The organism is Asticcacaulis sp. P4_H10 (genome assembly GCF_056400965.1).
In genome coordinates, this window is record NZ_JBFUKH010000011.1 from 67,257 (window position 1) to 92,193 (window position 24,937).

General features: G+C 61.0%; 25 protein-coding genes. 11 read left to right on the forward strand and 14 right to left on the reverse strand.

Annotated features, from left to right (window positions below):
* Nucleotides 1-32: 32 nt before the first annotated feature.
* The 4 genes from AC1DON_RS19770 to flbT all read right to left on the reverse strand — a co-directional run bounded on the left by AC1DON_RS19770 (nucleotide 33) and on the right by flbT (nucleotide 3,199).
* Nucleotides 33-857, reverse strand: coding sequence for a flagellin (locus tag AC1DON_RS19770; protein WP_476936538.1), 825 nt, complete (start codon nucleotides 855-857; stop codon nucleotides 33-35).
* Between the two features lie 328 nt (nucleotides 858-1,185).
* On the reverse strand, nucleotides 1,186-2,019 hold the full coding sequence (locus AC1DON_RS19775; protein WP_476936539.1) for a flagellin: 834 nt from the start codon (nucleotides 2,017-2,019) through the stop codon (nucleotides 1,186-1,188).
* A gap of 390 nt (nucleotides 2,020-2,409) precedes the next feature.
* Nucleotides 2,410-2,799, reverse strand: a complete 390-nt coding sequence (gene flaF / locus AC1DON_RS19780; RefSeq protein ID WP_476936540.1) for a flagellar biosynthesis regulator FlaF — start codon at nucleotides 2,797-2,799, stop codon at nucleotides 2,410-2,412.
* A gap of 1 nt (nucleotide 2,800) precedes the next feature.
* Nucleotides 2,801-3,199: a flagellar biosynthesis repressor FlbT gene (gene flbT / locus AC1DON_RS19785; RefSeq protein ID WP_476936541.1), complete on the reverse strand. Its 399-nt coding sequence runs from the start codon at nucleotides 3,197-3,199 to the stop codon at nucleotides 2,801-2,803.
* Between the two features lie 235 nt (nucleotides 3,200-3,434).
* Here flbT and AC1DON_RS19790 point away from each other — a divergent pair, with 235 nt between their 5' ends.
* Together AC1DON_RS19790 and AC1DON_RS19795 are read left to right on the forward strand one after the other, a co-directional pair.
* Nucleotides 3,435-5,351 carry a tetratricopeptide repeat protein gene (locus AC1DON_RS19790; RefSeq protein WP_476936542.1) on the forward strand — a complete coding sequence of 639 codons (1,917 nt, stop codon included), beginning with the start codon at nucleotides 3,435-3,437 and terminating at the stop codon, nucleotides 5,349-5,351.
* Nucleotides 5,341-6,879 carry a tetratricopeptide repeat protein gene (locus tag AC1DON_RS19795; RefSeq protein WP_476936543.1) on the forward strand — a complete coding sequence of 513 codons (1,539 nt, stop codon included), beginning with the start codon at nucleotides 5,341-5,343 and terminating at the stop codon, nucleotides 6,877-6,879. The genes AC1DON_RS19790 and AC1DON_RS19795 overlap by 11 nt, the downstream gene beginning before the upstream one ends.
* Here AC1DON_RS19795 and AC1DON_RS19800 read toward each other — a convergent pair.
* Nucleotides 6,876-7,697, reverse strand: a complete 822-nt coding sequence (locus tag AC1DON_RS19800; protein WP_476936544.1) for a universal stress protein — start codon at nucleotides 7,695-7,697, stop codon at nucleotides 6,876-6,878. The two genes, AC1DON_RS19795 and AC1DON_RS19800, sit on opposite strands and share 4 nt — an antisense overlap.
* 103 nt (nucleotides 7,698-7,800) lie before the next feature.
* Here AC1DON_RS19800 and AC1DON_RS19805 point away from each other — a divergent pair, with 103 nt between their 5' ends.
* Together AC1DON_RS19805 and AC1DON_RS19810 are read left to right on the forward strand one after the other, a co-directional pair.
* On the forward strand, nucleotides 7,801-8,448 hold the full coding sequence (locus AC1DON_RS19805; protein WP_476936545.1) for a YfbR-like 5'-deoxynucleotidase: 648 nt from the start codon (nucleotides 7,801-7,803) through the stop codon (nucleotides 8,446-8,448).
* Nucleotide 8,449: 1 nt separating this feature from the next.
* Nucleotides 8,450-9,385 carry an NUDIX hydrolase gene (locus AC1DON_RS19810; protein ID WP_476936546.1) on the forward strand — a complete coding sequence of 312 codons (936 nt, stop codon included), beginning with the start codon at nucleotides 8,450-8,452 and terminating at the stop codon, nucleotides 9,383-9,385.
* Here AC1DON_RS19810 and AC1DON_RS19815 read toward each other — a convergent pair.
* A complete protein-coding gene (locus tag AC1DON_RS19815; RefSeq protein WP_476936547.1) occupies nucleotides 9,356-10,621 on the reverse strand; it encodes a dicarboxylate/amino acid:cation symporter in 1,266 nt (421 codons plus the stop codon). The two genes, AC1DON_RS19810 and AC1DON_RS19815, sit on opposite strands and share 30 nt — an antisense overlap.
* A gap of 132 nt (nucleotides 10,622-10,753) precedes the next feature.
* Between AC1DON_RS19815 and AC1DON_RS19820 the strand changes: the two genes are divergently transcribed.
* From AC1DON_RS19820 to AC1DON_RS19835, 4 genes are all read left to right on the forward strand, one after another.
* Nucleotides 10,754-11,737: a glycoside hydrolase family 43 gene (locus AC1DON_RS19820; RefSeq protein ID WP_476936548.1), complete on the forward strand. Its 984-nt coding sequence runs from the start codon at nucleotides 10,754-10,756 to the stop codon at nucleotides 11,735-11,737.
* A 48-nt stretch (nucleotides 11,738-11,785) separates the two neighbouring features.
* On the forward strand, nucleotides 11,786-12,886 hold the full coding sequence (gene aroC, locus AC1DON_RS19825; protein ID WP_476936549.1) for a chorismate synthase: 1,101 nt from the start codon (nucleotides 11,786-11,788) through the stop codon (nucleotides 12,884-12,886).
* Nucleotides 12,887-12,978: 92 nt separating this feature from the next.
* Nucleotides 12,979-13,692 carry a pirin family protein gene (locus AC1DON_RS19830; RefSeq protein ID WP_476936550.1) on the forward strand — a complete coding sequence of 238 codons (714 nt, stop codon included), beginning with the start codon at nucleotides 12,979-12,981 and terminating at the stop codon, nucleotides 13,690-13,692.
* A gap of 99 nt (nucleotides 13,693-13,791) precedes the next feature.
* Nucleotides 13,792-14,232, forward strand: coding sequence for a COG3650 family protein (locus tag AC1DON_RS19835; protein ID WP_476936551.1), 441 nt, complete (start codon nucleotides 13,792-13,794; stop codon nucleotides 14,230-14,232).
* A gap of 191 nt (nucleotides 14,233-14,423) precedes the next feature.
* On the opposite strand, the gene AC1DON_RS19840 is transcribed toward AC1DON_RS19835, so the two are convergent.
* The 5 genes from AC1DON_RS19840 to queC form a co-directional block, all read right to left on the reverse strand.
* Nucleotides 14,424-14,870: an RpiB/LacA/LacB family sugar-phosphate isomerase gene (locus AC1DON_RS19840; protein WP_476936552.1), complete on the reverse strand. Its 447-nt coding sequence runs from the start codon at nucleotides 14,868-14,870 to the stop codon at nucleotides 14,424-14,426.
* A gap of 12 nt (nucleotides 14,871-14,882) precedes the next feature.
* A complete protein-coding gene (locus AC1DON_RS19845; protein ID WP_476936553.1) occupies nucleotides 14,883-15,542 on the reverse strand; it encodes a DUF1349 domain-containing protein in 660 nt (219 codons plus the stop codon).
* An 88-nt stretch (nucleotides 15,543-15,630) separates the two neighbouring features.
* A complete protein-coding gene (locus AC1DON_RS19850) occupies nucleotides 15,631-16,779 on the reverse strand; it encodes a glycoside hydrolase family 5 protein (protein WP_476936554.1) in 1,149 nt (382 codons plus the stop codon).
* Nucleotides 16,780-16,929: 150 nt separating this feature from the next.
* On the reverse strand, nucleotides 16,930-17,574 hold the full coding sequence (gene queE / locus AC1DON_RS19855; protein ID WP_476936555.1) for a 7-carboxy-7-deazaguanine synthase: 645 nt from the start codon (nucleotides 17,572-17,574) through the stop codon (nucleotides 16,930-16,932).
* A gap of 5 nt (nucleotides 17,575-17,579) precedes the next feature.
* Complete coding sequence (gene queC / locus AC1DON_RS19860; RefSeq protein WP_476936556.1) at nucleotides 17,580-18,332, reverse strand: 7-cyano-7-deazaguanine synthase QueC; 753 nt, start codon at nucleotides 18,330-18,332, stop codon at nucleotides 17,580-17,582.
* 144 nt (nucleotides 18,333-18,476) lie between these two features.
* Here queC and AC1DON_RS19865 point away from each other — a divergent pair, with 144 nt between their 5' ends.
* Both AC1DON_RS19865 and AC1DON_RS19870 read left to right on the forward strand, forming a co-directional pair.
* Nucleotides 18,477-18,920 (forward strand): PaaI family thioesterase, encoded by a 444-nt coding sequence (locus AC1DON_RS19865; RefSeq protein ID WP_476936557.1) that lies wholly within the window; start codon nucleotides 18,477-18,479, stop codon nucleotides 18,918-18,920.
* Nucleotides 18,921-18,924: 4 nt separating this feature from the next.
* A complete protein-coding gene (locus AC1DON_RS19870) occupies nucleotides 18,925-19,368 on the forward strand; it encodes a PaaI family thioesterase (RefSeq protein ID WP_476936558.1) in 444 nt (147 codons plus the stop codon).
* Between the two features lie 98 nt (nucleotides 19,369-19,466).
* Here AC1DON_RS19870 and AC1DON_RS19875 read toward each other — a convergent pair whose 3' ends face one another.
* From AC1DON_RS19875 to AC1DON_RS19885, 3 genes are all read right to left on the reverse strand, one after another.
* A complete protein-coding gene (locus tag AC1DON_RS19875) occupies nucleotides 19,467-20,627 on the reverse strand; it encodes a serine hydrolase domain-containing protein (RefSeq protein WP_476936559.1) in 1,161 nt (386 codons plus the stop codon).
* Between the two features lie 162 nt (nucleotides 20,628-20,789).
* On the reverse strand, nucleotides 20,790-22,463 hold the full coding sequence (locus AC1DON_RS19880; RefSeq protein ID WP_476936560.1) for a lysine--tRNA ligase: 1,674 nt from the start codon (nucleotides 22,461-22,463) through the stop codon (nucleotides 20,790-20,792).
* Nucleotides 22,464-22,532: 69 nt separating this feature from the next.
* Entirely contained in the window at nucleotides 22,533-24,227 is a 1,695-nt protein-coding gene (locus AC1DON_RS19885; protein ID WP_476936561.1) for a hypothetical protein, read from the reverse strand.
* A gap of 268 nt (nucleotides 24,228-24,495) precedes the next feature.
* On the opposite strand from AC1DON_RS19885, the gene AC1DON_RS19890 reads away from it, so the two are divergent.
* Nucleotides 24,496-24,903 (forward strand): MerR family transcriptional regulator, encoded by a 408-nt coding sequence (locus AC1DON_RS19890; RefSeq protein ID WP_476936562.1) that lies wholly within the window; start codon nucleotides 24,496-24,498, stop codon nucleotides 24,901-24,903.
* Nucleotides 24,904-24,937 lie beyond the last annotated feature (34 nt).

A 24,937-nucleotide genomic window follows, 5' to 3' on the forward strand; every position in this document is an offset into this window, starting at 1 on the left:
GCGCCCTTCACGTGACGCGCTCCCCTCGCCTGTTAGCGGAACAGGCTCAAGACAGTACCGGTCGACTGGTTGGCGATCGACAGGGCCTGCACGCCGAGCTGTTGCTTGGTTTGCAGTGCCTGCAGCTTCGCGCTTTCCTTGGCCATGTCAGCATCCACCAGGTTGCCGATCCCTTGCGTGATCGAGTCCTGAAGCTTGCCAACGAAGGTCATGTGGTTATCCAGCGCCTTCGACGACGTACCGAGCTTCGCCAGCGACGCCGAGACGTTGCTGATCGACGTATCGATCGTGCTCAGCAGGCTGTTGGCGTCAGAGGCGTTCGCAAACGTGTCGGTCGACGACAGCGTAATAACCGAACCACCCAGGGACATAGTCTGGGCGGCAACGGTGATTTCGCTCGAACCGTCCGCATTGGCCAGAGCCGTAATGTTCGCAGCGCCGCTACCAATCAGGTTGATCCCGTTGAAGCTGGCGTTGTCGACGGTCTTGGTGATCTGGTCACGGATCGACTCGAAGTCGTTCTTCAGAGCCGTGCGCGACGTGGTGTCGAGCGAGGTGTCCGAAGCCGCCAGGGCCTTTTCCTTCAGTTGCGTCAGCATGTCCGAGACGGCCGCACCGGCCGACATGGCAACGTCAACAACCGAAACACCGCGCGACAGCGAGTCCTTGACAGCGTCAAGCGACGAAACCGTAGCGCGTTGGGTTTGAGCGATGGCGTAGGCCGCACCGTTGTCCTTGGCGGACGCAACCTTCAGGCCCGTAGAAATACGGTTCTGGGTGTTCATCAGGTCCGAGGAGGTGCGGTTCAGGTTTTGCAGGGCAACCATGGCCCCGACATTGGTGTTGACGCTTTGCATCTTAGGTCATTCCTTTTCTGGATGAACCGGTGACATTTTGTCGACCGGGGGCATTTTGCCTGCCCACGCTGATGCAAGCACAGGGCCAGAAAAAGCACTAAAAGAAATTATTATAAGATGTTGAAAAATATCATTTTAACGTCACTTTAACTACGTTTTTACCCGGCACTTTTTGCCGCATCCCGGCAAATTTTGCCTACCCGGCACTATTTTCCTATCGAACTTCGGCCTCCAGCCAACACCAAAACCCGCCACGGAAACCATTCCGGACGGACGAAAATGAGGCCGGGAAGAGGCCCCGATAAGGCCCCTTCCCGGCAATTTACCTCTACCCGCGGAACAGGCTGAGTGCGGTCTGCGGCGCCTGGTTGGCAATCGACAGAGCCTGCACACCCAGTTGCTGCTTGGTCTGCAGCGCCTGGAGCAGGGCACTTTCCTTGGCCATGTCGGCATCGACAATGTTGCCGATACCCGCCTGGATCGAGTCCTGCAGCTTGGTGATGAAGGTGGAGTGCGCTTCGATAGCCTTGGCGGCGGTTCCCATCTTGGCCAGGGCCGCCGACACATTGCTGATCGATGTATCGATCGTGGTCAGCAGCAGGCCCGCCGAAGTGGCGGATGCGAACGTGGCAGCGGCCGAGATAGAAACGATCCCCTGCCCGACCCCCAGAGTCTGCGCCATCACCGTCAGCACGGATGTGCCGTCGGCATTGGCCAGAATCTCGAGACCTCCCGCTATACTCCCATCCAGCAGGTTGATGCCGTTGAACTTCGCGTTATTGACGGTCTTGGTGATCTGGTCACGCAAAGCCTCAAAATCGGTGCTCAGGGCTACCCGGCTGGTCGTGTCGAGCGAAGTGTCCGAAGCGGCGAGCGCCTTCTCCTTCATCTGAGTGAGCATGTCCGAAACGCTTTCGCCCGCCGACATGGCCACGTCCACGGCGGACGTACCCCTGTTCAGCGAGTCCACAACCGCATTCAACGACTGCACCGTGGACCTTTGCGTCTGCGCGATTGCGTAAGACGCACCGTTATCCTTGGCACTGCCGACCTTCAGGCCGGTCGAGATGCGGTTTTGGGTTTCCTGCAGCTTCGCACTGGTCGAGTTGAGGTTTTGCAGCGCCACCATGGCGCCAATGTTCGTATTGACCGAAGTAAGCATCGGCGTTCCTTTCCATTCTGGACGGGGATTTAAGGACTTTTGTCCCAAAAGCCATTTTGGCTTGCCCCACACAGAGCAAACCGGGTGCCAGCGGAACTGTCGTGAAGAAATTATTTACCATGTTGAATTTGAAGGATTTTCCACACTTGCCATCAAGCCGGAATCACAAAAGCCCTTGATAAGGCTGCACGTTTTGGCGGCAAATCCTACCACGCCCGGCAATTTTAGCCGGGTATCAGACCGTACGGCCACATGCCTGGCCCGAAAACAGGTTCCTGTTTCTGGAGCATGCCGGGAGACCTTTTCGTAAGCGCCCCAGCGCCCGGCAAGACAGCAAAAAGCCCGGACATTTCTGCCCGGGCTTCGGTATTCTGGATTGCGGCTGTCGCTTTAGCCGGCGGACTGGTACGTTCCCGCACCCTGCTCGTCGCTCTGCGGCGCCAGGCCCTGCATGATGATGCGGTTGATTTCGATCAATGGCGCGATCTCTTCCTGGTTGCGCATGATCAGCGACGTATGCTTGTTCACCCAGATAGACAGCGAGATAATATTGGCGCGCACCTGATCGGGCAGGCCATTGCCGTCTACCGAGCAGTCCGCCGCCAGGACCGACCACATGCGGCGGTTCCAGTCCAGCGCGTCCATGCGCTCGCGGATCATCGAACGATCCATCTTCTCAGCCTCCATCAGGGCACGCGTGACCTGGCCAAAGAGACGGTATTCTGTCTGCCGCGGATTCTCCGCGCGGGCAGCGGTGGTCTGATACGCCTTAAGAGACATGTTACTCAGGTTTCCTTCCGAGACGTTCGTCTTCATATTCGATGAGCTTACGGGCGCCCATCAGCGCCTTGTAGTACTCTTGGACCATGATGCCTTTCGAGATCGTGACACACTCGGCCAGCACCAGCGGGTTGGAGATGACGCCCATGAATTCTGTCATGCGGCGCAGGAATTCGTCGTAATATTTGTCCGCCCCGGCCTCGTCGAGATACATCATCATGACGGGGAAATAGACGTGACGTGCCGGCGAAGTAACCTCTTCGGCCTGCATGATGTCCTTTTCGCGCAAGACCGACGCCTTGTTCTGCAGCACCAGCGAGCAGCGGCGATCGCCGTTCTGCACCACGGCGCCGTTCAAAACGAAGCGCTCTCCGGGCTTCAACGACAGTTTCAAAGGCATTTGTTTTCCTTTGCAGTTCAGGCGCAATTCACGCGCAGTTCAGACGATTGCGCAGGGTTGCAGGCCGTCACTTTGGGCCGACTATACTCGCGCCGAGTTAACACCAGGTTTCGTCAGTCCGACAATCAGGGGAGCGGCGTGACGATTACGGTTAATTGACGCAGACTTTCTTTAAGGAGTGTTAAGCGAATCCCTGTTTAAAAAGCAGTCAGGTATTCCCAGGAAGCTCGATCGCATGCCCAAGGCATTTTCCAAGCCCACCCGCCCCGGCGCAAAGTCAGGCGCGAAGCCGGGCCACGCGCTTATGGTCCAGAAACCGGCTTTTGCGTTGCAACTGGACACGACGGCCACGGATGCCGCGCTTCCGCAACCGGCTATGTCGGCCGAAACGCCGTTCGAGGCGCCGAAGCTGTTCAATGTGGCGGCACAGATCATGGGCGATTCCGCGTCCAGCGAAGCGCTGCGCATCCTCAATGAGCAAACCGCGCACATCAAGAAGGTGGAGACGCTGACCCTGCTTCGCGAGGCCATGCTCCGCTTCAAGGAAGGCAACTGGCAGGAAGGCGGTCAACTCGCGCTCAAGACCCTGCACGTCGATGAAAAGTGCGGCGAAGCCTGGCACTTCCTGGCGATCGCGCGGGAAAAGTGTTTCGACCTGCCGACCGCCCTGACATGCTATGAGACGGCACTGCGCCTGACGCCCGACAATCCTTACATCGCCAACGATCTCGGCCGCCTGGCCTATCGTCTCGGCATTACGGACGTCGCCGAGAAATTCTTCCGGTACTTCCTTGAAAAGGTGCCCGGTCATGGCGAAGCCATCAACAACCTGGCGACCGTCCTGCGCGAGGAAAGCCGCTACGACGAAGCGATCGACCTCCTGCGCTCGGCCATCGGCGACAATCCGACCGACGCCCAGCTCTGGAATGCCCTGGGCACCGTGGTCAACGGCCAGGGCGATATGGAAAACGCCGCAATCTTCTATCAGGAAGCCCTCAGGCACGATCCCAACCATGTCCACGCCATCTACAATTACGGCGGCATAGAGGCGTTTCTGGGCGATCCGGCGGTTGCGCTTAAAATGCACCTGAAAGCGCTGCCGATGTTCAGCGATGCAGCCAACATCCACACCTGCAAGCTGTCGATCGCCTTCTGCTACATGCTGCTGCACGACTACGACAATGCCTGGAAGTGGTACACGTCGCGCGAACAGGAAGAGACGATCGACAAGATGCACTATCTGATCGACCGGCCGCGCTGGAAGCTGGGCGATCACCTGCGCGGCAAGCGTATCTTCGTGTCCGCCGAACAGGGCCTGGGCGACGAAGTCATGCTGTCCAACCTCCTGTCCGACCTTATTGAAGAGGTCGGGCCGGACGGTCACGTTTCCATTGGGGTCGAACCGCGCCTGGTGGCGCTGTATCGCCGCTCCTACCCGAACTGCACGGTCTTCCGGCATCACACCACCAAGCACAAGGCCATGACGGTCCGCCTGTTCCCGGACATGAACGATTGGTCGCAATATGACTACTGGGCAATCATGGGCGACTTCCTGGCGCGCTATCGCCGCAAGCCTGCCGATTTCGACGGCGTAGGCGCCTTCCTTGTTCCCGACCCCGACCGCGTCGCCCACTGGAAGAGTATGCTGAACGCCCTGAACGACAAGCCCAAGATCGGCGTGCTGTGGAAGTCCGCCATCAAGCATTCGCGCCGCGATCGCTACTACTCGCCCTTCCAGCAATGGGCGGATGTGCTCAATGTCGAAGGCGTTCAGATCGTCAACCTCCAGTACGGAGATACGGCTGCGGAGCTGGCCGAGGCGAAGGCGATGGGGCTGGACATATGGACGCCGCCCGGCATCGACCTCAAGATGGATCTCGATGACCTTGCGGCGCTTTGCGCGGCGATGGACTGCGTCATGGGCCCGGCCAACGCCACCAGCAATATCGCCGGCGCCGTCGGCACGACGGTGTGGATGAATGCCCCGCGCAATTCGTGGAACTGCCTGGGCCTTAACCGCTGGCCGTGGTATCCCTCGACCCGCGTCTTCTTCTCGTCGTCCCTGATCGACTGGTCCGCCACCATGAATGAGATGCGTGACGCCCTGATCGACACCTTCGTCGGCAAGACGCCGAAGGCCGATGTCGCGTAAGGATGCCACGGACGCCGCCGGATGGCTCAGGCGCGCCCGCGGCCATGAGACGGCGCAAGACCTGCCGGCGGCCTTCGACGCCTATCAGCAGGCGCTCAGCCTCGCGCCGGAGTCGCTGGAGATCGTCCACCATCTGGCCGACCTGGCCTTTCGGCTGACCCAATGGGACGTCGCCGAAAAGCTTTATGCCCACCTGATCGGCCGCAATGACCAGGATGTATCCGCCCTCACCGGCTATGCCGCATCCCTGCGCGAACAGGGCCACTACGACGAGGCCATCGAAATCCTCAAATCCGCCCTGGGCCAGCGCCCGGAAGTCGCTGCCCTGTGGGAGGCGCTCGGCAGCGTCATGGTCAGCCAGGGTAACCGCAACATGGCGCTGGTCTTCCTCGACGAGGCCCTGCGGCTTGAGCCCTCCAACCTGCCCGCCCGGTTCAATCGAGGCTGCGTCCGCATGGAAAAGGGCGATCTGGCCCGCGGCCTCGAAGACGTCAGCGACTGCGCCCGGCGGTTCAAGGACGCCGGCAATCGCCTGAGCGCCGAACTGACCAGTGCCCACGCCGCGCTGGCGCTCGGCGATCTCAAGGCCGGCTGGCAGCGGTACGAGGCGCGCCACATGCACGGCACGGTGCGCGAGGTCGATTACCGCCTGAAGCTGCCCCGCTGGAAACCCGGCCAAAGCCTTGCCGGCAAAAGGCTTTTCATCAGCGCCGAGCAGGGCCTGGGCGACGAGGTGCTCTATGCCTCAATGCTGCCCGACCTGATCGCCGAACTGGGCGAAGACCGCCTGGGCGTCGGCGTCGAGCCGCGCCTGGTGCCTTTATTCCGCCGCAGCTTCCCGCAGGCCACCGTCGTCGCGCACCATACCGAGACACGCGACGGCCGGATCCGCCGCGACTTCCCAGATCTCGATCCGAAAGCCTTCGACCTGTGGGCGCTGATGGGCGACTTCCTGCCGGCAATCAGAGGCGCTGTGCGTGACTTTCCTCGAAACCCCGCCTTCCTGACGGCCGATCCGGCACGCATAGCGCACTGGCGCAGCTATCTCGCCGCCCTGGGCACCACTCCCAAGGTCGGGGTAATGTGGAAGAGCCTCAAGTCCAGCGCCTTGCGCGACCGGGCCTTTTCGCCCTTCGAGGCATGGCAGGGCGTCCTGTCGACACCAGGCATCCAGTTCATCGACCTGCAATATGGCGACACCCATTCCGAGCGCGAAGCTATGCGCGCTGCCGGCCTCAACATCCACACGCCCGAGGGCATCGACCTCAAGCAGGATCTCGACGACCTGGCGGCATTGTGTTTTGCGCTCGATCTGGTGGTCGGCCCATCGACAGCGACGACCAATATCGCTGCCGCCTGCGGGACGCCGATCTGGCTGATACTGCCGCCCAATCCGTGGCTGGCGCTCGGCGAATCCTACTACCCTTGGTATCCGCGCTCACAGCTGTTCATCGCGCCGGGCGTGGACGACTGGGCGCCGGTCATGGTGTCGATCGCCGAGAGCTTGGCGGCCATGGCAGGCACTTAATGCGCCATGTAAAGGTTGATCGACGTGTTCTGCAGCAGATGCCGCGTCGTGCCGCCGAAGGCAAATTCCCTGAGGCGTGACCGGCCATAGGCGCCGGCGACCATATAGTCCGCGCCATGACGTTCGCAGGCATCGGCGAGCTGGTTATGGATTTCGCCCTTCGGGAAGGAATCGATCTGCGCCGCTATGCCGTGGGCGGCGTAATAGCTGGCCAGCCGGTCGAGATTGGCCGGGCTGTCGCCGACCGGCGCACCGACCACCACAACCTTGGCTGCCTTCTTCAGCAGTGGCACGGCCCGGCGCGCGGCACGCGACGAAGGCTCCTTGCCATCCCAGGCAACGACAGCGGTACCGGCGACATTCAGCGGCTGCCGCGCCACGAAGACCCCGGCGCGCTCCTCCATCAGCACCTGCTGGAAGGCTTCGGACAACATGCCCTGCCCTTTCGCGCTCGTCTCGCCGAAGACGACGAGGTCGGACAGCCGCGTCTCTTCGGCAAGGTCCTGCCAAACCGGCGATTCCAAGGCGGAAAAGACCTTTTTTGCAAAGCCGACCGTCGCGAACTGCGCGCGCGCCGCCAGTTCGGATTCTTCGGATGCGGCCTTCAGCGTATCGAGCGTCGACATCTGGACCGTGCCCATGAAGCCCTCGCCCAGCCACGGCGACAGTTCCGCCGGATCGGCCGGTGCAAACAGCACGTTGAGTTCGGCTTCGAACGCTTCCGCGATGCGCGCGGCGATATCGAGCGCGGTTGCCTCATGGGCGTGACCGCTGACCGGAATTGTGACCCGTGACCAGGCCTGACCTGTTGCCGGCATGGCTTCCTCCGTGAATTTCTGTGTACAGCGCGGGAATCATCGGACATGCGCTTATCTGTCCTGTAGGATATACCGCTCGCGATAAAATGCCGATGTGACAAATATGGCCGACAGTCCCCGCCCCACCTCCAAACGCAAGACGGTCAACAACCCGGCGCCACGCGCCTGGCAGCGCATGTTGTCGGGCCGCAGGCTGGACCTGCTCGACCCGCACGCCATCGATATCGAGATCGACGACATCGCGCTCGGCCTGGCACGCGTCGCCCGCTGGAACGGCCAGACACTGGGCGAACACGGCTTTTCTGTCGCCCAGCACTCCTTGATCGTCGAGGAGATCTGCGCGCATATCGATCCGGCAATAACGCCCGCTCAACGATTGATCGCACTTTTGCACGATGCGCCGGAATACGTCATCGGCGACATGATCTCACCGTTCAAGGCCGCCCTGGGCCTCGACTACAAGCGCTTCGAAAGCCACCTGGAACACGCCATCCATATCCGCTTCGGCCTGCCGCCGACGATCCCGGCCGCGCTCAAGACACTGATCAAGCAGGCCGATCACGCCTGCGCCTATTTCGAAGCAACGCAACTGGTCGGCTTCAGCGAGGCCGAGGCGCTTCAGTTCTTCGGCGAACCGCCCGAGGGCTATCATCTCAACATTGATCCATTGCCGGGTCAGGTCGCCCGCGAACGCTTCGTGGCGCGGTTCGAAGAACTCATGGCCCAAATCCAACTGACACGGCTGAAATGACATGGCGCTGACGATCGAGCTTTCGGCCGTCGTCGTCACGGTCAAGGATAATGAGGCATTCGTCCTGTGCCGTAACCTGCCGCGCGCCCAGTCCGGCGATCCCGCCCATGCCCTGCCGTCGGGCCTGTTCGTGCCGCGCAGCCATCGCACCTTCGATCTCGCCCTGCGCGCCTTCGTGCGTGAACAGACCGGCTTCGATATAGGCTATGTCGAACAGCTTTACAGCTTCGGCGATCTCGACCGCGAGGCCGTCCTGCCGGAAGCGCGCGGCGCCGACCATATCGTGTCGATCGGCTATCTGGCTCTGACGGCCAATCGCGACTTCCAGGCGCGCTTCGACGCGACATGGGTGCCGTTCAAGGCTTTTTTCCCGTGGGAAGACTGGCGGGGAGATATTAACCCCGTCAAAGGCTTGCGGAAATTTCTTGAGGGCTGGTGCCAGCAGGGCGACGACCAGGCCACCCGCCAGCGGCGCGTGGAAACCCTCTTCCCCGATGACTTCGATAACTGGAATGAAGAGCGCGTGCTGGACCGGTATGAATTGCTCTACAGCGCCGGCCTGATCGGCGAAGCACGCCGCGTTAAAGATGACGGCGGGCCCGACGCGCCGACTGGCCAACCCATGGCATCGGATCACCGTCGTATCGCCGCGACCGGCCTGTCGCGTCTGAGAGGCAAGCTGAAATACCGGCCAGTGATTTTTGAGCTGATGCCCGAGCGGTTTACCTTGCTGGAGCTTCAACGCTCGCTCGAGGCATTGTCGGGGGTTCGGCTGCACAAGCAGAACTTCCGCCGCGCGCTGGACCGTACAGGCTTCGTCCAGCCATTGGGCGTCACGCGCGACGATACCGGCGGCCGCCCGGCGGAGCTATACAGCTACGACCGCGAACACTTCCGCTTCAGCCCGTCATTGGGCCTCAGCCTTCCGCGCGCCTGATAACAACGGAGAGCCCGCTTCGATCAAGCCGTTTTCGCGCGACACCAGCGTCGGGACCAGTATCTGGCTGGTGACATTGGTGGCGGTGCGCATCATGTCGAGGATGCGGTCGATGGCAGCCAGCAGCGCGATGCCTTCCAATGGCAGGCCCGCCGCCGACAGGGTCACGGTCAGCATGACCGTCGCCACGCCCGGCACACCGGCCGTCGCCAGCGAGCCCAGGATCGAGCTCAGAGCGATGATGACATAGTGCGAGGTCGTCAGTTCAATGCCGAAATAATTGGCGATAAAGACCGACGAGATCGCCGGATAGATGGCGCCGCAACCGTCCATCTTCATGTTGGCGCCCAAGGGCAGGGCAAAGCCGGCATAGGACGCGGGCAGCTTGAGATTATCAACCGCGACCTGCAGCGATACCGGCAGGGTGCCAATCGACGAACAGGTGAAGAAGGCAGTTTGCTGGGCGGTGAAGATGCCCTGGTAGAAGCCCCTCACGCGCAGGCCATGTAATTTGAGCAGGGTTGGATAGACGACGAAGATCAGCGTCAGGCAGCCGAGATAAACCAGGCCAATGTAAGGGATCAGCGGCCGCAGCGAGTCGAGGCCATGCGACGCCACCACCGAACCGATCAGGCCAAAGACGCCAATCGGAGTCAACTGGATGATCCAGCGCGTCAGCTTGAACATGACCTGAGAGCCCTGCTCAACAAGTGCACTTAACTCCTTGGTTTTCTGACCTAAAGCGCCAAGCGCCGCACCGACCAGGATCGCAAACAGGACTATGCTCAGGACCTTGCCCTCGGCAAAGCTCTGGAAGATGTTCGACGGCACGATGCCGGTGACGACCTCGACCGGTGTCGGGATGTCCTTTACGGCTTGCGCCTCGAACGGCAGGTGGGCAATCCCTTGCCCCGGCTGGAAATAGATGCCGATGGCCAGGCCTATCGAAACCGCGATGGCCGAGGTGACCATGAACCAGCCGATCGTGTAGGCGCCCAGCCGCACGGCGCGCCCGCCGCCATTGTCCTCGCTGTGGCCCAGCCGCGCGATCGAGGCAGCGATGGTGAAGAAGACCAACGGTGCGACCAGCATCTTGATCGCCTTGACGAAGGTATTGCCGATCGGATCGAGCACCGGCAGGGCCGCCTCACCCCAAACGAGCGCCACGGCAATGCCGGCGGCGAAGGCGATGACCGTCTTGAGCCAGAAAGGCACCTTGCCGAGAAATTTGAGCATGACGATGCTTTCGCGTGAAACCAGTCCCACAGATATGGGCCCGGCGCCGCACGTTTACACACGAAAAAAATTGTGCCGTCAGGTGAACAGGGCTAAATCTGCTAAAATATCCTACAATTGAAGGACGCCGTCATGCGCGCCGCAGCCCTCGCCCTCTGCCTTAGTGTCGTCGCCGGTGCGGCCTGCGCAGAAATGGCGCCAAAACCCCTTTTCCGCGACCCGGTTCATGACGGCGCCGCCGACGCGTCAATCATGTACGATAAGGCCGGCAAGACCTGGCGCATGTTCTACACCAACCGCCGCGCCGACATGAGACTAGCGGATCCGAAGGACGTCGCCTGGGTGCACGGCACGGCATTGGGCGTTGCCACGTCGAAGGACGGCCAGAACTGGAGCTATTCCGGCACGGCGAAAATCCCATTGGAATGCACGGGTGAAACCCTATGGGCGCCGGAACTGCAAAAGTTCGGAGACACCTATCATATGTGGCTGACCGTCGTGCCCGGCGTCTTTTCTAACTGGAACGGCAGCCGGACCATCGTGCACCTGACCAGCCAGAACCTCGATACCTGGACGTGCGGCGAAACACTCGACCTCGGCTCCGACCGCGTCATCGACGCCAGCGTCGTCAAGCTCAAGACCGGCTATCGCCTGTGGTTCAAGGACGAGCGCAAGGGCAGCCGCCTGTTCGCCGCCGACAGCAAGGACCTCATCCACTGGACGCGCCGGGCGACACCGGTCGTCGATATCGCCGCCGAAGGTCCCAAGGTCTTCAAGTTCAAGGGCCAGTACTGGATGATCGCCGACGCCTGGAAGGGCTTGATCGTGCTGTCGTCCAAGGATACTCAGACCTGGACGCTCCAGGACACGCGCCTGCTCGAAGTGCCCGGCACGCAGCCGACCGACGACGCCAAGGGCCAGCACCCGGACGTGGTCGTCAATAATGGACGCGCCTTTATCTACTACTTCGTCCACCAGTCGAACGCGCCCGAAGCCAAGACCGATCCCTACTACAATCAGCGCACAGTGCTTCAGGTCGCCGAGCTGAAATATGCCGACGGCAAACTTAGTGTCGATCGCAACGCCAAGGTCGACGCGAGGCTCATTGCACCCTGAGACGTTCTGGTTTAAGCGAACGCCTAACCAGAACAATGCGATAAATCCATGTCTCACAACACCTTCGGTCATCTCTTCCGCGTCACCACTTGGGGCGAAAGCCACGGTCCGGCGCTGGGCTGCGTCATCGATGGCTGCCCTCCCGGCATCCCGCTGACAGAAGAGGACATCCAATGGGCCATGGATCGCCGCAAGCCGGGCGGATCGCGCTTCGTCACCCAACGCCGCGAGGCCGATGAGGCCAAGATCCTGTCGGGTGTTTTTGAGGGCGTCACCACCGGCACGCCGATCTCGATCCTGATCGAGAATACCGACCAGCGCTCCAAGGACTACGGCGAAATCGCCCGTCAGTTCCGCCCCGGTCACGCCGACTACACCTATTTCGCCAAGTACGGCGTGCGCGATTATCGCGGCGGTGGCCGCTCAAGTGCCCGTGAAACGGCAGCACGTGTCGCCGCCGGCGCTGTGGCGCTCAAGGTCCTCAAAACCCTGGTTGGCCAGATCGAAGTGCGCGGCGCGCTTGTGCAACTCGGCAAACACCGTGTCGACCGCAACAATTGGGATTGGTCAACGGTTGACCAGAACCCGTTCTTCTCGCCCGACGCGGCGGGTGTGCCGCTGTGGGAGGACTATCTCGACGGCATCCGCAAGGCGGGCTCGTCGATCGGCGCGGTCGTCGAAGTCCAGGCCGAGGGCGTGCCCGCCGGCTGGGGTGCGCCTCTCTACGGCAAGCTCGATTCGGAACTGGCCTCGGCCCTGATGAGCATCAATGCCGTCAAGGGCGTCGAAATCGGCGAAGGCTTTGGCGCCGCCGAACTGTCGGGCGAGGAAAACGCCGACGAGATGCGCATGGGCCCGGATGGTCCGGAGTTCCGCTCGAACCACGCCGGCGGCATACTGGGTGGTATTTCCACTGGCCAGACCGTCGTGGCGCGCATGGTGTTGAAACCCACCTCCTCCATCCTGACCAAGCGCGACTCGATAGATCTGGCCGGCAACGAGGTCGAACTGATGACCAAGGGCCGCCACGATCCGTGCGTCGGTATCCGCGCCGTCCCGGTCGCCGAAGCCATGATGTCCTGCGTCCTGCTGGATGCATATCTGCGCCATCGCGGCCAAACCGGCGGCGGCGTCCACGGCGTCGGTTGATCCCTTCAGACGAGCTATTGTAATTAACACAGTTACACTTATATAGGCCTCAACGCAGCGCACATAAATGGTGCGCCGAGAGGAGATTTCCGATGATCGACAAGAGAGCCTTCAACACCCTGGGCGGCGCCAATCACGGCTGGCTGAACGCCAAGCACCATTTTTCCTTCGCCAGCTACTACGATCAGTCCCGCATGGGCTGGGGCTCGATCCGCGTGTGGAACGACGATGAAATCGCCCCCGATTCTGGCTTCCCGCCCCACCCGCACGACAATATGGAAATTATCACCTATGTCCGCGAAGGCGCCATTACCCATAAGGATTCGCTGGGCAACGAAGGCCGTACCGAAGCCGGCGACGTGCAGGTGATGTCTGCTGGCACCGGCATTCGTCACGCTGAGTACAATGTCGAACCCGGCAAGACGACGCTGTTCCAGATCTGGGTCATTCCGTCTGAACGCGGCGCGCCGCCAAGCTGGGGCGCCAAGCCCTTCCCCAAGGGCGACCGTTCCGGCAAGTTCGTGGCGCTGGCCTCGGGCTTTGCCGATGACGGCGATGCCCTGCCGATCCGCACCCCGGCCCGCCTTCTCGGCGCGACGCTGCTGAAGGACCAGGCGGAAAGCTATACGCCGGTGACGGCGCCCAATGGCGAAAGCCGCCACCTCTACCTGGTGGTCGCGAGGGGCAAGGTCAGCGTCAATGGCGTTGAGCTGAATGAACGCGATGGCGCCGCCATCAAGGACGAGGCCCTGCTCGATATCCGGGCTTTGGAAGACGCCGAAGTGGTGCTGCTCGACGCCGCTTAAGGCCTTATAGATACACCTGAAACGTGTCTTTCGTGCACTCGACGCAGCGGCGGTATAGGCATAAGCTTATACCGCCGCTACTTTTTGTTGAGTCCCGACATGCTCCGCCGCATTGCCTGCCTCTTCGTGCTGTCTGCGCTCTGCGCCTGCACGCCTGAAATCTCCGAAGTCGAGCCCGCCGCCGCGTCGGCCGACAACATCGCGCAAACCGAGACCACGACACTGGCCGGGGTTGCACTTGATCAACCCTTGCGCATCCTCGGTACCGAGCCGTTCTGGGCGATCACGACAGACGACAATGATGTCCTGCTCGAACGCCCTGACGCAGCCGCGCGCCATTTCACGCCAGCCGGCTTCCACCTCGCCGGCAACCAGGCCGAACTGCGCTCGACAACGCTCAGCATCGTGCTGACGCCAGGTCCGTGTTCGGACGGCATGAGCGACCGGAAATATCCGTTAACCGCCGAAGTCCGTCTCGATGATGCTGTGCTAAAAGGCTGCGCCGTGTCCAAGGCCGAAATGGATAAGACGAAACCTTAGGCTAAGTCGCTTGTCGTAAAGCCCCCTTTCCGTCACAGCGCAGGCGCCGTGCCACCTTCCCCGTGAACGGGAAGGAAGGAAGGAAGCTTCATTGCTATTACCTTTTCCTTCCCCGTTCACGGGGAAGGTGGCATTGCAGAGCAAATGACGGAAGGGGGGCTTCCGAAATCAAACCTACAATTCGATTCGCTTTATAAGCCGCCCAACTCCATCAAACGGTCGCGGCGTTCGATGTACCGGCCGCCAAGAAATTGTGTTTGGACAAACGTCTTAATGCATTCAAGCGCCATATCCGGCGTCATGATATCGGCGCCAAGCACCAGCACGTTCGCGTCGTTATGTTCGCGCGACAGCCTAGCGCTGGTTGTCTCCGTACATAATGCGGCGCGAATATGTTGATACCGGTTGGCGGTCATGGCCATCGCCTGGCCGCTGCCGCATATCAGAATGCCGCGCTGCTCAGGATAGGCTCTCAATTCGCCTGCCAAAGTCATGGCGAAATCCAATGCATCGCAACGTTCGTCTGCGTGGGTGCCAAGGTCCTTTGGCACGAAGCTGTTTTCACCAAGCCACACCATCACCTTTGCCTTAAGGGAAAAGCCACGATGATCGGCGGCAACAAGAATGGTGTCGGGCATTCCGGTTTGCTCCTATTCGCCTGACCAGTACTTAGTGAGCTTTTTTGCTTCGAAACGGATGTCTGAGAAGGTGCCGGTATAGCTCTCGCCGAGCGGTGCCTGGGCGGCAAAGCCGACCGACAGCTTGCGCGCCGGATCGACCGCGAAATCGCGCAGGATCTGCCAGTTCTTGCCGTCCGTCGCCATATAGAGCAGGATCGTGTTATCGACGCGGACGATCTTCAACCAGACCGGTGCGGCAGGCACACGGACGTGATAGCTGTTGTCGCTGACCGGCGAGGCAAAGCTCGACGTCACGGCGTATTCGTTGGCATTGATGCGTTCAAACAGGAACTTGAGCCAGTAGCCGTCGTCGCTATAGACCACCAGCGCGCCGCCGTCGTAATCGGCGCCGAACGCGGCATCGACCCTGGCCGAGAAGATGAAATCGCCCTGGGGCGCAAACGTGACGCGCGGCGCCGTCGCGACCGACTCGCCACGCGGCGAATGGTAAAGGTCGGTGCCCTTTGGCGAAACCAGAACGAGCTTGTCCTTCGTCACCTCGGCCTTCACCGCCGGATTGGCCAGGCTCAGCGCATAGGGGATAGCATCGATGCGCGCCGTCAGTTCCCCGGCCGCGGCCGGAAACGCGAGGACCATGACAGCCGCCGCCAGCAGCAGTGATTTACGCATTCCCACCTCCCAAATTATGACATTTCGTCCGTCATAGGCGGCAGTCCCCACGTGCGCAAGCCGGCGTTTCAACTATAAAAAATTGGTCCTATTTGGCTGCCTTGACGATTTCCGATATGGTTTCAGGGAAAGCCTGCGCCGCGGTGGTTCTGTTGAACAGACCAGACGAATGGTTCGAGATTACGCCATTGTCCCAGTACATCGGTACCAAGCCATGCGCATGGGCCGAGCGTGTGACGTAGGCGTCCCAATAATTGCGGTACCTGCCTTCCGGATCGTACTCGTTGCGCTCGCTGGCGGCGTATTCGCCCAGGATGACCGGCACGCCCTTGTCGACGAAGTTGACCTGCATCTTCTTGAACTGGGCATCGGTGTAGACTTCGTTGGCCCAGGTCTCGGTCGCGGATTTGTCGGTCGCGTTCTTGCCCCACTGCCAGGTTTTGCTGTTGGTGTTCAGCGTGAAATTGTACGGGTCGTAATAGTGGACCTCCATCATCAGCCGGTGATCGACCGTGTCTCCCGGCATCTTGATGTTACATGACACCGCGTGGTCGATATTGGTGTTGTAGCTCTGCACGACCAGCCAGCGATCGGCATTGTTCCCGCCCGTGGTGCGCACGGCAGCGACGAACATCTGATTGAAGCCGTTCTGCACCTTGCAGTTCTCAGTCGTCGGCGCCGAATAGACATTGGTGACCATGACTTCGTTGGTGCCGGCGAACAGCAGGTGATCGTCATAATCCTTGAAATGGGTGGCGATCTGTTTCCAGAAGACAACCAGGCGCGCATTGGCCTGGTCCTGGTCCTGATAGGTCGGCTGCAGCCAGCCGCCGTCCCAATGGACATTGATGACGACGTACAACCCCGCCTTGCGGGCATAGTCGACGACCTCCTGGACGCGGCTCAGCCAGAACGGACGGATCGTAGCGTCGCGATTGGCATACTGGTTCCACGACACCGGGATACGCACGCTCTTGAAGCCCGCCGCCTTGACGCTGTTCATCAAGTCTTGCGTCACCTTGGGATTGCCCCAGGCGCTCTCCTGCGAGACACTGTAAGGTGGATTGCCGCCGATAGCCTCCAGCGAATTACCGAGGTTCCAGCCCGGCGACATCTCCTCGAGCGCGTTTTCGCCGGTGAGTGCGACGGTCGGCGCAGGCGTCGGCTCGGCGGCAGAGGCATTGCCGGCCATGAAGATAAGTGTCGCCGCAAGCGCTGCTAAGATTGGCCTGTTCATCCGTCCCCTGCCTTCGTTCTGATCGCACCGTTCGGCTGCGTTTGCAAAAAGTCCTATAATTTGGGGTCGTGTCCGGCAACAGCAGCTTTCATATCGGATGCCATTTTCACGAGGGCCGCGTCCCGTGCGCATCAGATTCGCCGGAACGGATTATTTAAGGCCGACCAGCTTGTGGGTCTGGACGCTCATCCGCCATTGCGGGTGCGTAAGGCAATAGTCGATAACTGCCTGATTGTGCGCGGGCGTCAGCGACTTGTCGGACCCCAGCGGGTCCTTGGGTTGCAGGTAGAAGCGTTCGAAGTCGAGGCCTGTGAACTCGGCAGGGTCGACACCGTCCTGCGGCCAGACGAGCTTCAGCTCCTGGCCGCGCGTCTGTTTCAGGCGGTTCTGCCCCTTGGGACTGACGCAGACCCAGTCGATACCAGCCGGCGCCGCGATCGTGCCATTGGTCTCGACGGCGATGAAATAGCCGGCTGCCTTGACCGCCGCAATCAGCTCCAGATCGAGTTGCAGCAGGGGTTCGCCGCCGGTGAAGACTACGGCCTTGTTGGTTGTCCCCGGCCCCCAGACGGCATCCATAGCCGCCACGACGTCGGCAGGTGTCGCGAACTTGCCGCCGTTTTCGCCGTCGGTGCCGACAAAGTCGGTGTCGCAGAAGTCGCAGGCGGCGGTGATGCGGTCCTGCTCACGGCCGGTCCACAGGTTACAGCCAGCAAAGCGTGCAAAGACATTGACGCGGCCGGCCTGGCCGCCCTCGCCCTGCAGGGTCAGGAAGATTTCCTTGAAGCTATACATCGAAACTACTTCGCGAAGCTACCCTGCGATGCCTGGCGGATTTCGAGGAAGTGCTCGAAGCCGGTCTTGCGCAACTGGCAGGCCGGGCATTCGCCGCAGCCATAGCCCCAGGCGTGGCGCTCACCGCGGGCGCCGACGTAACAGGTGTGGGTTTCTTCAAGGATCAGTTGGACCAGTGGGTCGCCGCCCAGCTCGAACGACAGCGCCCAGGTCTGGGCCTTGTTGAGCTGCATGAGCGGCGTATCGATGCGGAACGGCCGCTCGACACCCAGGACCAGCGTCTTTTCCATGGCGTCGAGCGTATTGGCGCGGCAATCGGGGTAGCCGGAATAGTCGGTTTCGCACATGCCGCCGACCAGGTGGTCGATGCCGCGCCGGTCGGCAACGGCCGCCGCATAGACGAAGAAGACGAGGTTGCGCCCCGGCACGAACGAAGACGGCAGTCCGCGTTCGGTCATGACGATCTCGCTTTCGCGCGTCAGCGACGATTCCGCCACGGCGCCGAAGCCTTTCAGATCACAGACATGGTCTTCGCCAAGCTTTTCGGCCGCCAGCGGGAAGGCCTCGCGGAACCTGGCCAGCACGGACAGGCGCGTCGTCATCTCGATCGAATGGCGCTGACCGTAGTCGAAACCGATGGTTTCCACGCGATCATAGTGTTTCAGCGCCCACGCCAGGCATACGCTCGAATCCTGCCCGCCCGAAAACAGGACAAGGGCGGAACGATTGGCGGGAACCTGATCCAGAGACGCGGACATACGAGCGGAAACCTTTAAGGAATGGGGAGTACAGGTTTCTAAAAACGCCCTTTGGCCGTCGATTGCAAGGTATTTTTGACGCGAAACCTTTGACGTTCGCGTCAAGATGCGCGAAAATCGGGCAGGTTTACACACGGTGACGCCATGGACCAGGCTGCCTTTTCCGACATGTTCGGAACCATCATCGACAACACGCCCTATATGAAGGCCATCGGCGCCGTCTATGACGGCCGTTCGGATGATGGCGTAACCATGCGACTGCCGTGGCGCGCCGACCTGATCGGCGATCCGGAAACGCGGGTCATTGCGTCGGGCGTGGTCACGGCCTTGCTCGACAATGGATCGGGCATGGCAGTGTGGGACCTGATCAATGAGTTCAAACCGATCGCGACGCTCGACCTGCGCATCGATTATATGCGCGCCGCCGAACCGGACCGCGACCTGCTGGTGACTGCGAAATGCTACAAGCTGACACGCTCGATCGGTTTCGTGCGCGCCTTCGCCTATGAAGACACGCCGGACGATCCTGTGGCGGCGGCCCAGGCGGCCTTTATCATCGCGTCGCCGTCCCTGACGCCGAAAGGGTAGGATCATGACACAGGATATTGCCCCGACACTTTCCCGCCCCATCGAGCGCCTGAACCCCGAAGACGTGTTGAACGCCATTCCATTCGCCGGCTTTCTGGGCATGCGGCTGGATCTCGCCGGCGATGAATTGACGGCGCGCCTGCCCTACGCGCCGCACCTGATCGGCAATCCAATGATTCCTGCCCTGCATGGCGGCGTCATCAGCGCCTTCATGGAGATGACGGCCATGGCGCAGTTGTTCCTGAGCGAAACCTTCCACCATGTGCCCAAGCCGATCGATGTCAGCATCCAGTACCTGCGCACCGGCCGGCCGGTTGATACCTTTGCGCGGGCTGTCATCAATCGTGTCGGGCGAACGGTGGCCAATGTCGAGGTCCAGGCGTGGCAGGACCAGAAGTCACATCCGATCGCGACACTCCAGACGCATTTCCTGCTCTCGGATCGCTAACAGGGCTTGGGGTTCGTGCCCCCACAAGCCTTTTATGTTGGATCGGGGAAGGCCTGGGGCCACAGGCCCCAGACCCCAGACCCCATAAGTCGACCGAGTCACGACTTTCCGGCGCGGTCGCCATACTCCCATTCATACGGCACGCCCGTGTCACCGAGCACGAACTTTACCAGATCGGCAAAGCCGGCTTCGGCGCGGACATCGTTCGACAGGATGACAACGCAACGCCGACCTTTTTCGACGCAGACCATTGTATTGGCCGTCTGACCGTCGTGCCCACCCTTGTAGAAGCCATGGCCCTGCCGCCCATCGAACACGACGACACCCAGACCGGCATAGAGGTCCTTGCGTTGCTGATCCGCCGGCAATTCTGGCGCAAACGGCGGGAACTGGTGCGCCGTTGTGATTTTCAGCTGCGGCCTGACCATTTCAGCGCGCGATTTGGCCGTAAGCCCATCGCCACGCACCAGGGCAGCGGTGAACTTGGCGATGTCGGTAATGGTCGTATCCATCGATCCGGCAACGCGGACCTTTGACCGCTCATCGTGTTCGCCCACCTCTCCGGCATCGTTCCAGCCGTCGGCCAGGTTGGGCCGGAAGTCATCCCGCCATTTCAGGCTGGTCCGTGTCATGCCTAATCGCGTGAAGTTGGCTTGCGTCAGGTCGCCGAGATCCTGCTTGATCTTGCCGTTCTCGATAGCAAACTGCAGCAGGATCAGCCCCTCACCGGAATAGGCATATCGGGCGCCGGGGTCGAAATGAATGCGCAGCTTTTGATCGGGCTCCAGCCAGGAGAAGTTGGCAAAGCCGGTCGCATGCGTCAGGGCGATGCGCGGCGTGATCTGCTTCCAGCGCGGTTCATTGGCCAGATCTTTGTAAGGTCCATACTTGTCGGGATAGATGGCTTCCGGGTCGTATTCGGGCAACGGCTTATCAAGCAGTTCCGGCAACGGAGTATCGAGCGTAAGTTTGCCTTGGTCTACCAGTTGCAGAACCGCGTACGCGAAAACCGCCTTGGTCAGCGAGGCGCCGTACATGACGGTGTCGGGGGTCAGCGGCTCCCCCTTGGCATTGCGAATACCATAGGCCTGGGTGTAGCCGACCTTGCCGTTGTCTATCACGGCGATAGCGAGACCATTGGCTTTCGTCGCATCGAGGACCTTGCGGACCTCGGCATCAATGGCCGCCGGTTTCGGCGCGGCGTGGGCAAGGGTGGGAGCAAGGAGTACGCAACTGAACGCAAGGGCACGACGCAGCATGGGGCCTCCGTTGGCGCGGATAACTTATCGGGTGTGGGGCCTGTGACCCAAGTCTTACCTAGTTCCTTGTCGAGGCCTCGCCCATAAGGGCGAAGGCCACGACAAGGAACTAAGAAAGGTTTGTGGGGTCACGGACCCCACGCCCCCTTAGTCATACGGCGCTTAAGCGGCTACCACAAGCTCCCCGCGCACGCCCTGCTCCAGTAAGGCAATCGTCCGCTCCAGCCCGAAGATCGCCACGAACGACCCGAATCGCGGCCCCTGCGACTGCCCAAGCAAAACTTCATACAACGCCTGAAACCACGCGCGTAAAGGTTCGAATTCATGGACCTTTCCGACTTCAAACACGAGGTTCTGCAAGGCCTCAGCATCGCGCGTATCCGCCGGCAACGCCTTAAAGCGCTGGATGAGGTCTTCAAACGCCGCCTTCTCTTTGTCGTCCGGCAAACGGAACGATTTCGACGGCTTCACGAAGTCTTCGAAATAGTTCAGCGCATAGCCCGCCAGACGATCCAGCACCGGCTCACTCTCCGGAGTCGCGCCTGGAATATAGGCGCGCAGGAAGCCCCATAGCGTCTCCTTGTCCGACGCATTGGCCGCCGACACGAGATTGAGCATCAGCCCGAAGGTCACCGGTGGCGACGTGATAGCCGTGTCACCACGCAGGACAAACCAAACCGGGTTTTCGATCTGCTTGGCCTCTTCCTGCTTGGGGAAGGCATCCAGTTGCTGGAAGAACTCGTCCGTCGCCCGCGGAATGACATCAAAATACAGCTTCTTGGCCGACTTCGGCGACTGGAACATGTAGTAGCCGAGGCTTTCCGGTGCACCATAACGGAGCCAGTCTTCCATGGTCAGGCCGTTGCCCTTGGACTTCGATATCTTCTGTCCTTGCTCGTCCAGGAACAGCTCGTAATTAAAGCCCTCGGGCGGAATGCCACCAAGCACCTTGCAGACCTGAGACGACACCTTGACCGAGTCGATCAGGTCCTTGCCGGCCATCTCATAATCGACACCCAGGGCCGCCCAGCGCATTGCCCAGTCCGGCTTCCACTGCATCTTGACGTGGCCGCCGGTTACAGGAACCTCGAACTTTTCACCATTTTCTTCAAACACGATCGTGCCGCGCGCGACATCACGTTCCAGGGTCGGCACCTGAAGCACGTGGCCGGTCTTCGGCGAGATCGGCAGGAAGGGCGAATAGGTCGCGCGCCGGTCCGGCCCAAGTGTAGGCAGCATAACCGCCTGGATCTGGTCGAAACGATCAAGCGCCGTCAGCAGGGTCTGGTCGAAGACACCGCCCTTGTAGCAATCGGTCGACGACAGAAATTCATAAGTGAATCCAAAGCCATCGAGAAATTTCTTCAGTCGCGCATTATTGTGCTGGCCGAACGAAGGGTGCTCACCGAACGGATCGCGCACCACGGTCAAAGGCTTGTACAGGTCTTCACGCAGAATCTCAGGATTGGGGATACCTTCCGGTACCTTGCGCAGGCCGTCCATATCGTCCGAGAAGCAGATCAGGCGCGTCTTCCAGTGCCCGCCCGTCATGGCTTCGAACGCCTGACGCACCATGGTCGTGCGCGCCACTTCGCCGAAGGTTCCGATGTGCGGCAGGCCCGAAGGCCCGTAGCCGGTCTCGAAGATCACCGGCCGGCCCAGCGCCTCATTTTCATGCAGCGCCTCATCCGTCTTGCCGGCTTCGATCAGGCTAAGTGCCCGTTTCTGCTCGGCCGCATCCTTGAGACGCGATTTGATCAGGCGCGCGATCAGGGCGCGGGCCTGTTCAAACGGCCATGCGCGGCCGGCGTAAGCAAGGGTGGCAAGTGACGACATGATGAACCGAAAGCCTTTCTGATACCGAAGAGGCGTCCGCTTTACGGCCCATGGTCAAAGGCGTCAATGTTAAAGGACAACCGGCGCCTTGCCGCCGCGCCAGACACGATGGAACGCAGCGGTGGTCGCCTGGCTGCCCGCGGCATCGCCAAGCAGGCTCTGCGCCTGCGCCTTGCCCCACAAAGCATAGGCATTGCCGGGACGTACCTTCAGAGCCGCATCGAACGCCGCCAGGGCGGCCTTCCCGTCCCCGGCCGCAAGCTTGAGCCGACCCAGGTCGATCTGCGCCGGTCGGTCGGCCAGTGGCGGCTCATTATAGCTCAGGCGCTTTTCAGCCTCGGCTGCGGCCTTGAAGTATGTTTCTGCCTCGGCCATCTGCCCCGCCACCATGGCGATACGCCCCGATGCCAGGTGCTCGTGGCGCTCCGCTATTAGCGCCGCATCGCCGGTTTCCTTATTGGCCGCTCGTGCCTTTTTCAACGCGACCAGCTCCTTGCGCGCACCCGCGACATTGCCTTGGGCCACCATCGCCTCAATACGCGCCGACCGCGAGACCGTCGTCAGTATAAGCAATTTTGCCGCCGGCGCCTTGAGCGCCAGAACCTCTGACGGCGTCATGAACTGAGCGCGCGCCTGCAAGGTCATCAGCAGCTTGGCCTCATCCCAGCTTCCCGGCTTGATGCTGGATTGCGGCGTCCCAGCTTCGATTTCACCGGCCAACCGCAATGCATTGGCAGCATCGCCGACCTGTTGCGCCGCCGACATGATGAAGGTGGCGTGGTGGTAATAGTAGCCATAATAGGCCGGTTTTTCACCCAGATCGCGCGCCATGCCCTCATTGACAGCGATGGCCTTGAGATTGACGTCGATCGCGTCGCCGATCCGCCCGATGGGGTAATAGGTGTGGCTGGGCATGTGCACCAGATGCGGCGAATTGGACGCCACGACACCCAGCCGGTCGGCATAGGGCTCGGCGCGTTCCGGCCGGTCCGAAGCTTCGGTCAGGTGGATATAGAGGTGAATGGCTTCGGGATGGTCCGGGTTGCGCTTCAACACCGTCTCAACCAGGGCCATGGCCTTGGCGGCCCACGGCCGGGCGACGTGACCGCCCGGCTCCCAGTAATCCCATGGCCGCGCCGTCATCGCCGCCTCAACCGCCAGCACCGCGATAAAGTCGTCCTCAGGCCAGCGCGCCGATCCGGCGAACAGGGCATCGGCGTACTTTTCGGCAAAGCCCCCGCCCTGCTTTTCCGGTGGCTTTTCTGTGTAGCGGATCGCCAGGGCATCGATCAGCATCCGGTCCCTGGCGCTCAGATCCTTAGCCTTGAGCGCCAATGCCACCAGCTCCCGCGCCTCCGCGGCGTTTTTTTCGCTCATCGCTCCATTATTGATATTTGGCCCCAACGCCATAGCCATCCCCCAGGCGCACATGGCGCATTCCGGGTCGCGGTCGCGCGCGGCCTTGAAGCTGTCGTAGGCGGTCTTGTACTCAAAGCCGTAAAGCAACGCCAAACCCTGATCGAAATAGACCTGGACCTGCGGGTCCTTCGCGCCCGTCGGATAATGGACCTGCGCCAGCCCTTTGAACACCGGCATAGTCTTCGTGCTGGTCGTGGCTGCGGCTTGCGGCGATCCGCACATGCCGGCGGCCAGAACGGCAGGATCGATCGTCTTCGGCTTGCGCGGCGTCGGGGTCGCGCAGCCGAACAGCCCCGTCAGGCAAGCCACGCCCAGCGCCGTCATAAGGCTGTGTGTATTGGCCATCTCAGCGCTCCGGGTTCCACGCGGTAAGCAGATGACACGGCCTGCCAGACGGCGTCAATCATACAAGCTCCTATGGCATCCTTATGCGGAAAAGTTGACGTTGCGGTCACTTGCTGCTTGACCGTGATCACGAATACAAATATCTTGACGTTTACGTCAATGTAAAGATATTCCATCATAACCAAGAGCGATATGCCGGAAGTGCCAGGAACGCCTGTGCGGCGTCGGCCTGATATCGCGACAAAGCAAAAAGGACGGCAACCACCAGATGGACAACCGCACCTACTCTATTCGCCAGCTCTCTAAAGAATTCGATGTGACGGCGCGCGCCCTGCGTTTCTATGAGGACAAGGGCCTCATCAGCCCGGAACGCAAGGGCCAGACGCGCCTGTACAGCGCCCGCGACCGTGCGCGCCTGCAACTGATCCTGCGCGGCAAGCGCCTCGGCTTTTCGCTGGTCGAAATCCACGAAATCCTCGACCTCTACACCCCGAAGGACCACGGCGCCTCGCAGATGAAGGCGACCCTGGGTAAGTACCGCAAACAGATTGAGACCCTCAAACGCCAGCGCGAGGACATCGACGCGGCCATTTCCGACATGCAGGCCGGCTGCGTCTGGCTGGAGGAACAGGTTCAGAAGATCGAAGGCGAAAACCTTCAACAATCCAAAGCGTAGAAGCTGATCATCCAACACTGGATGATCAGCTTCT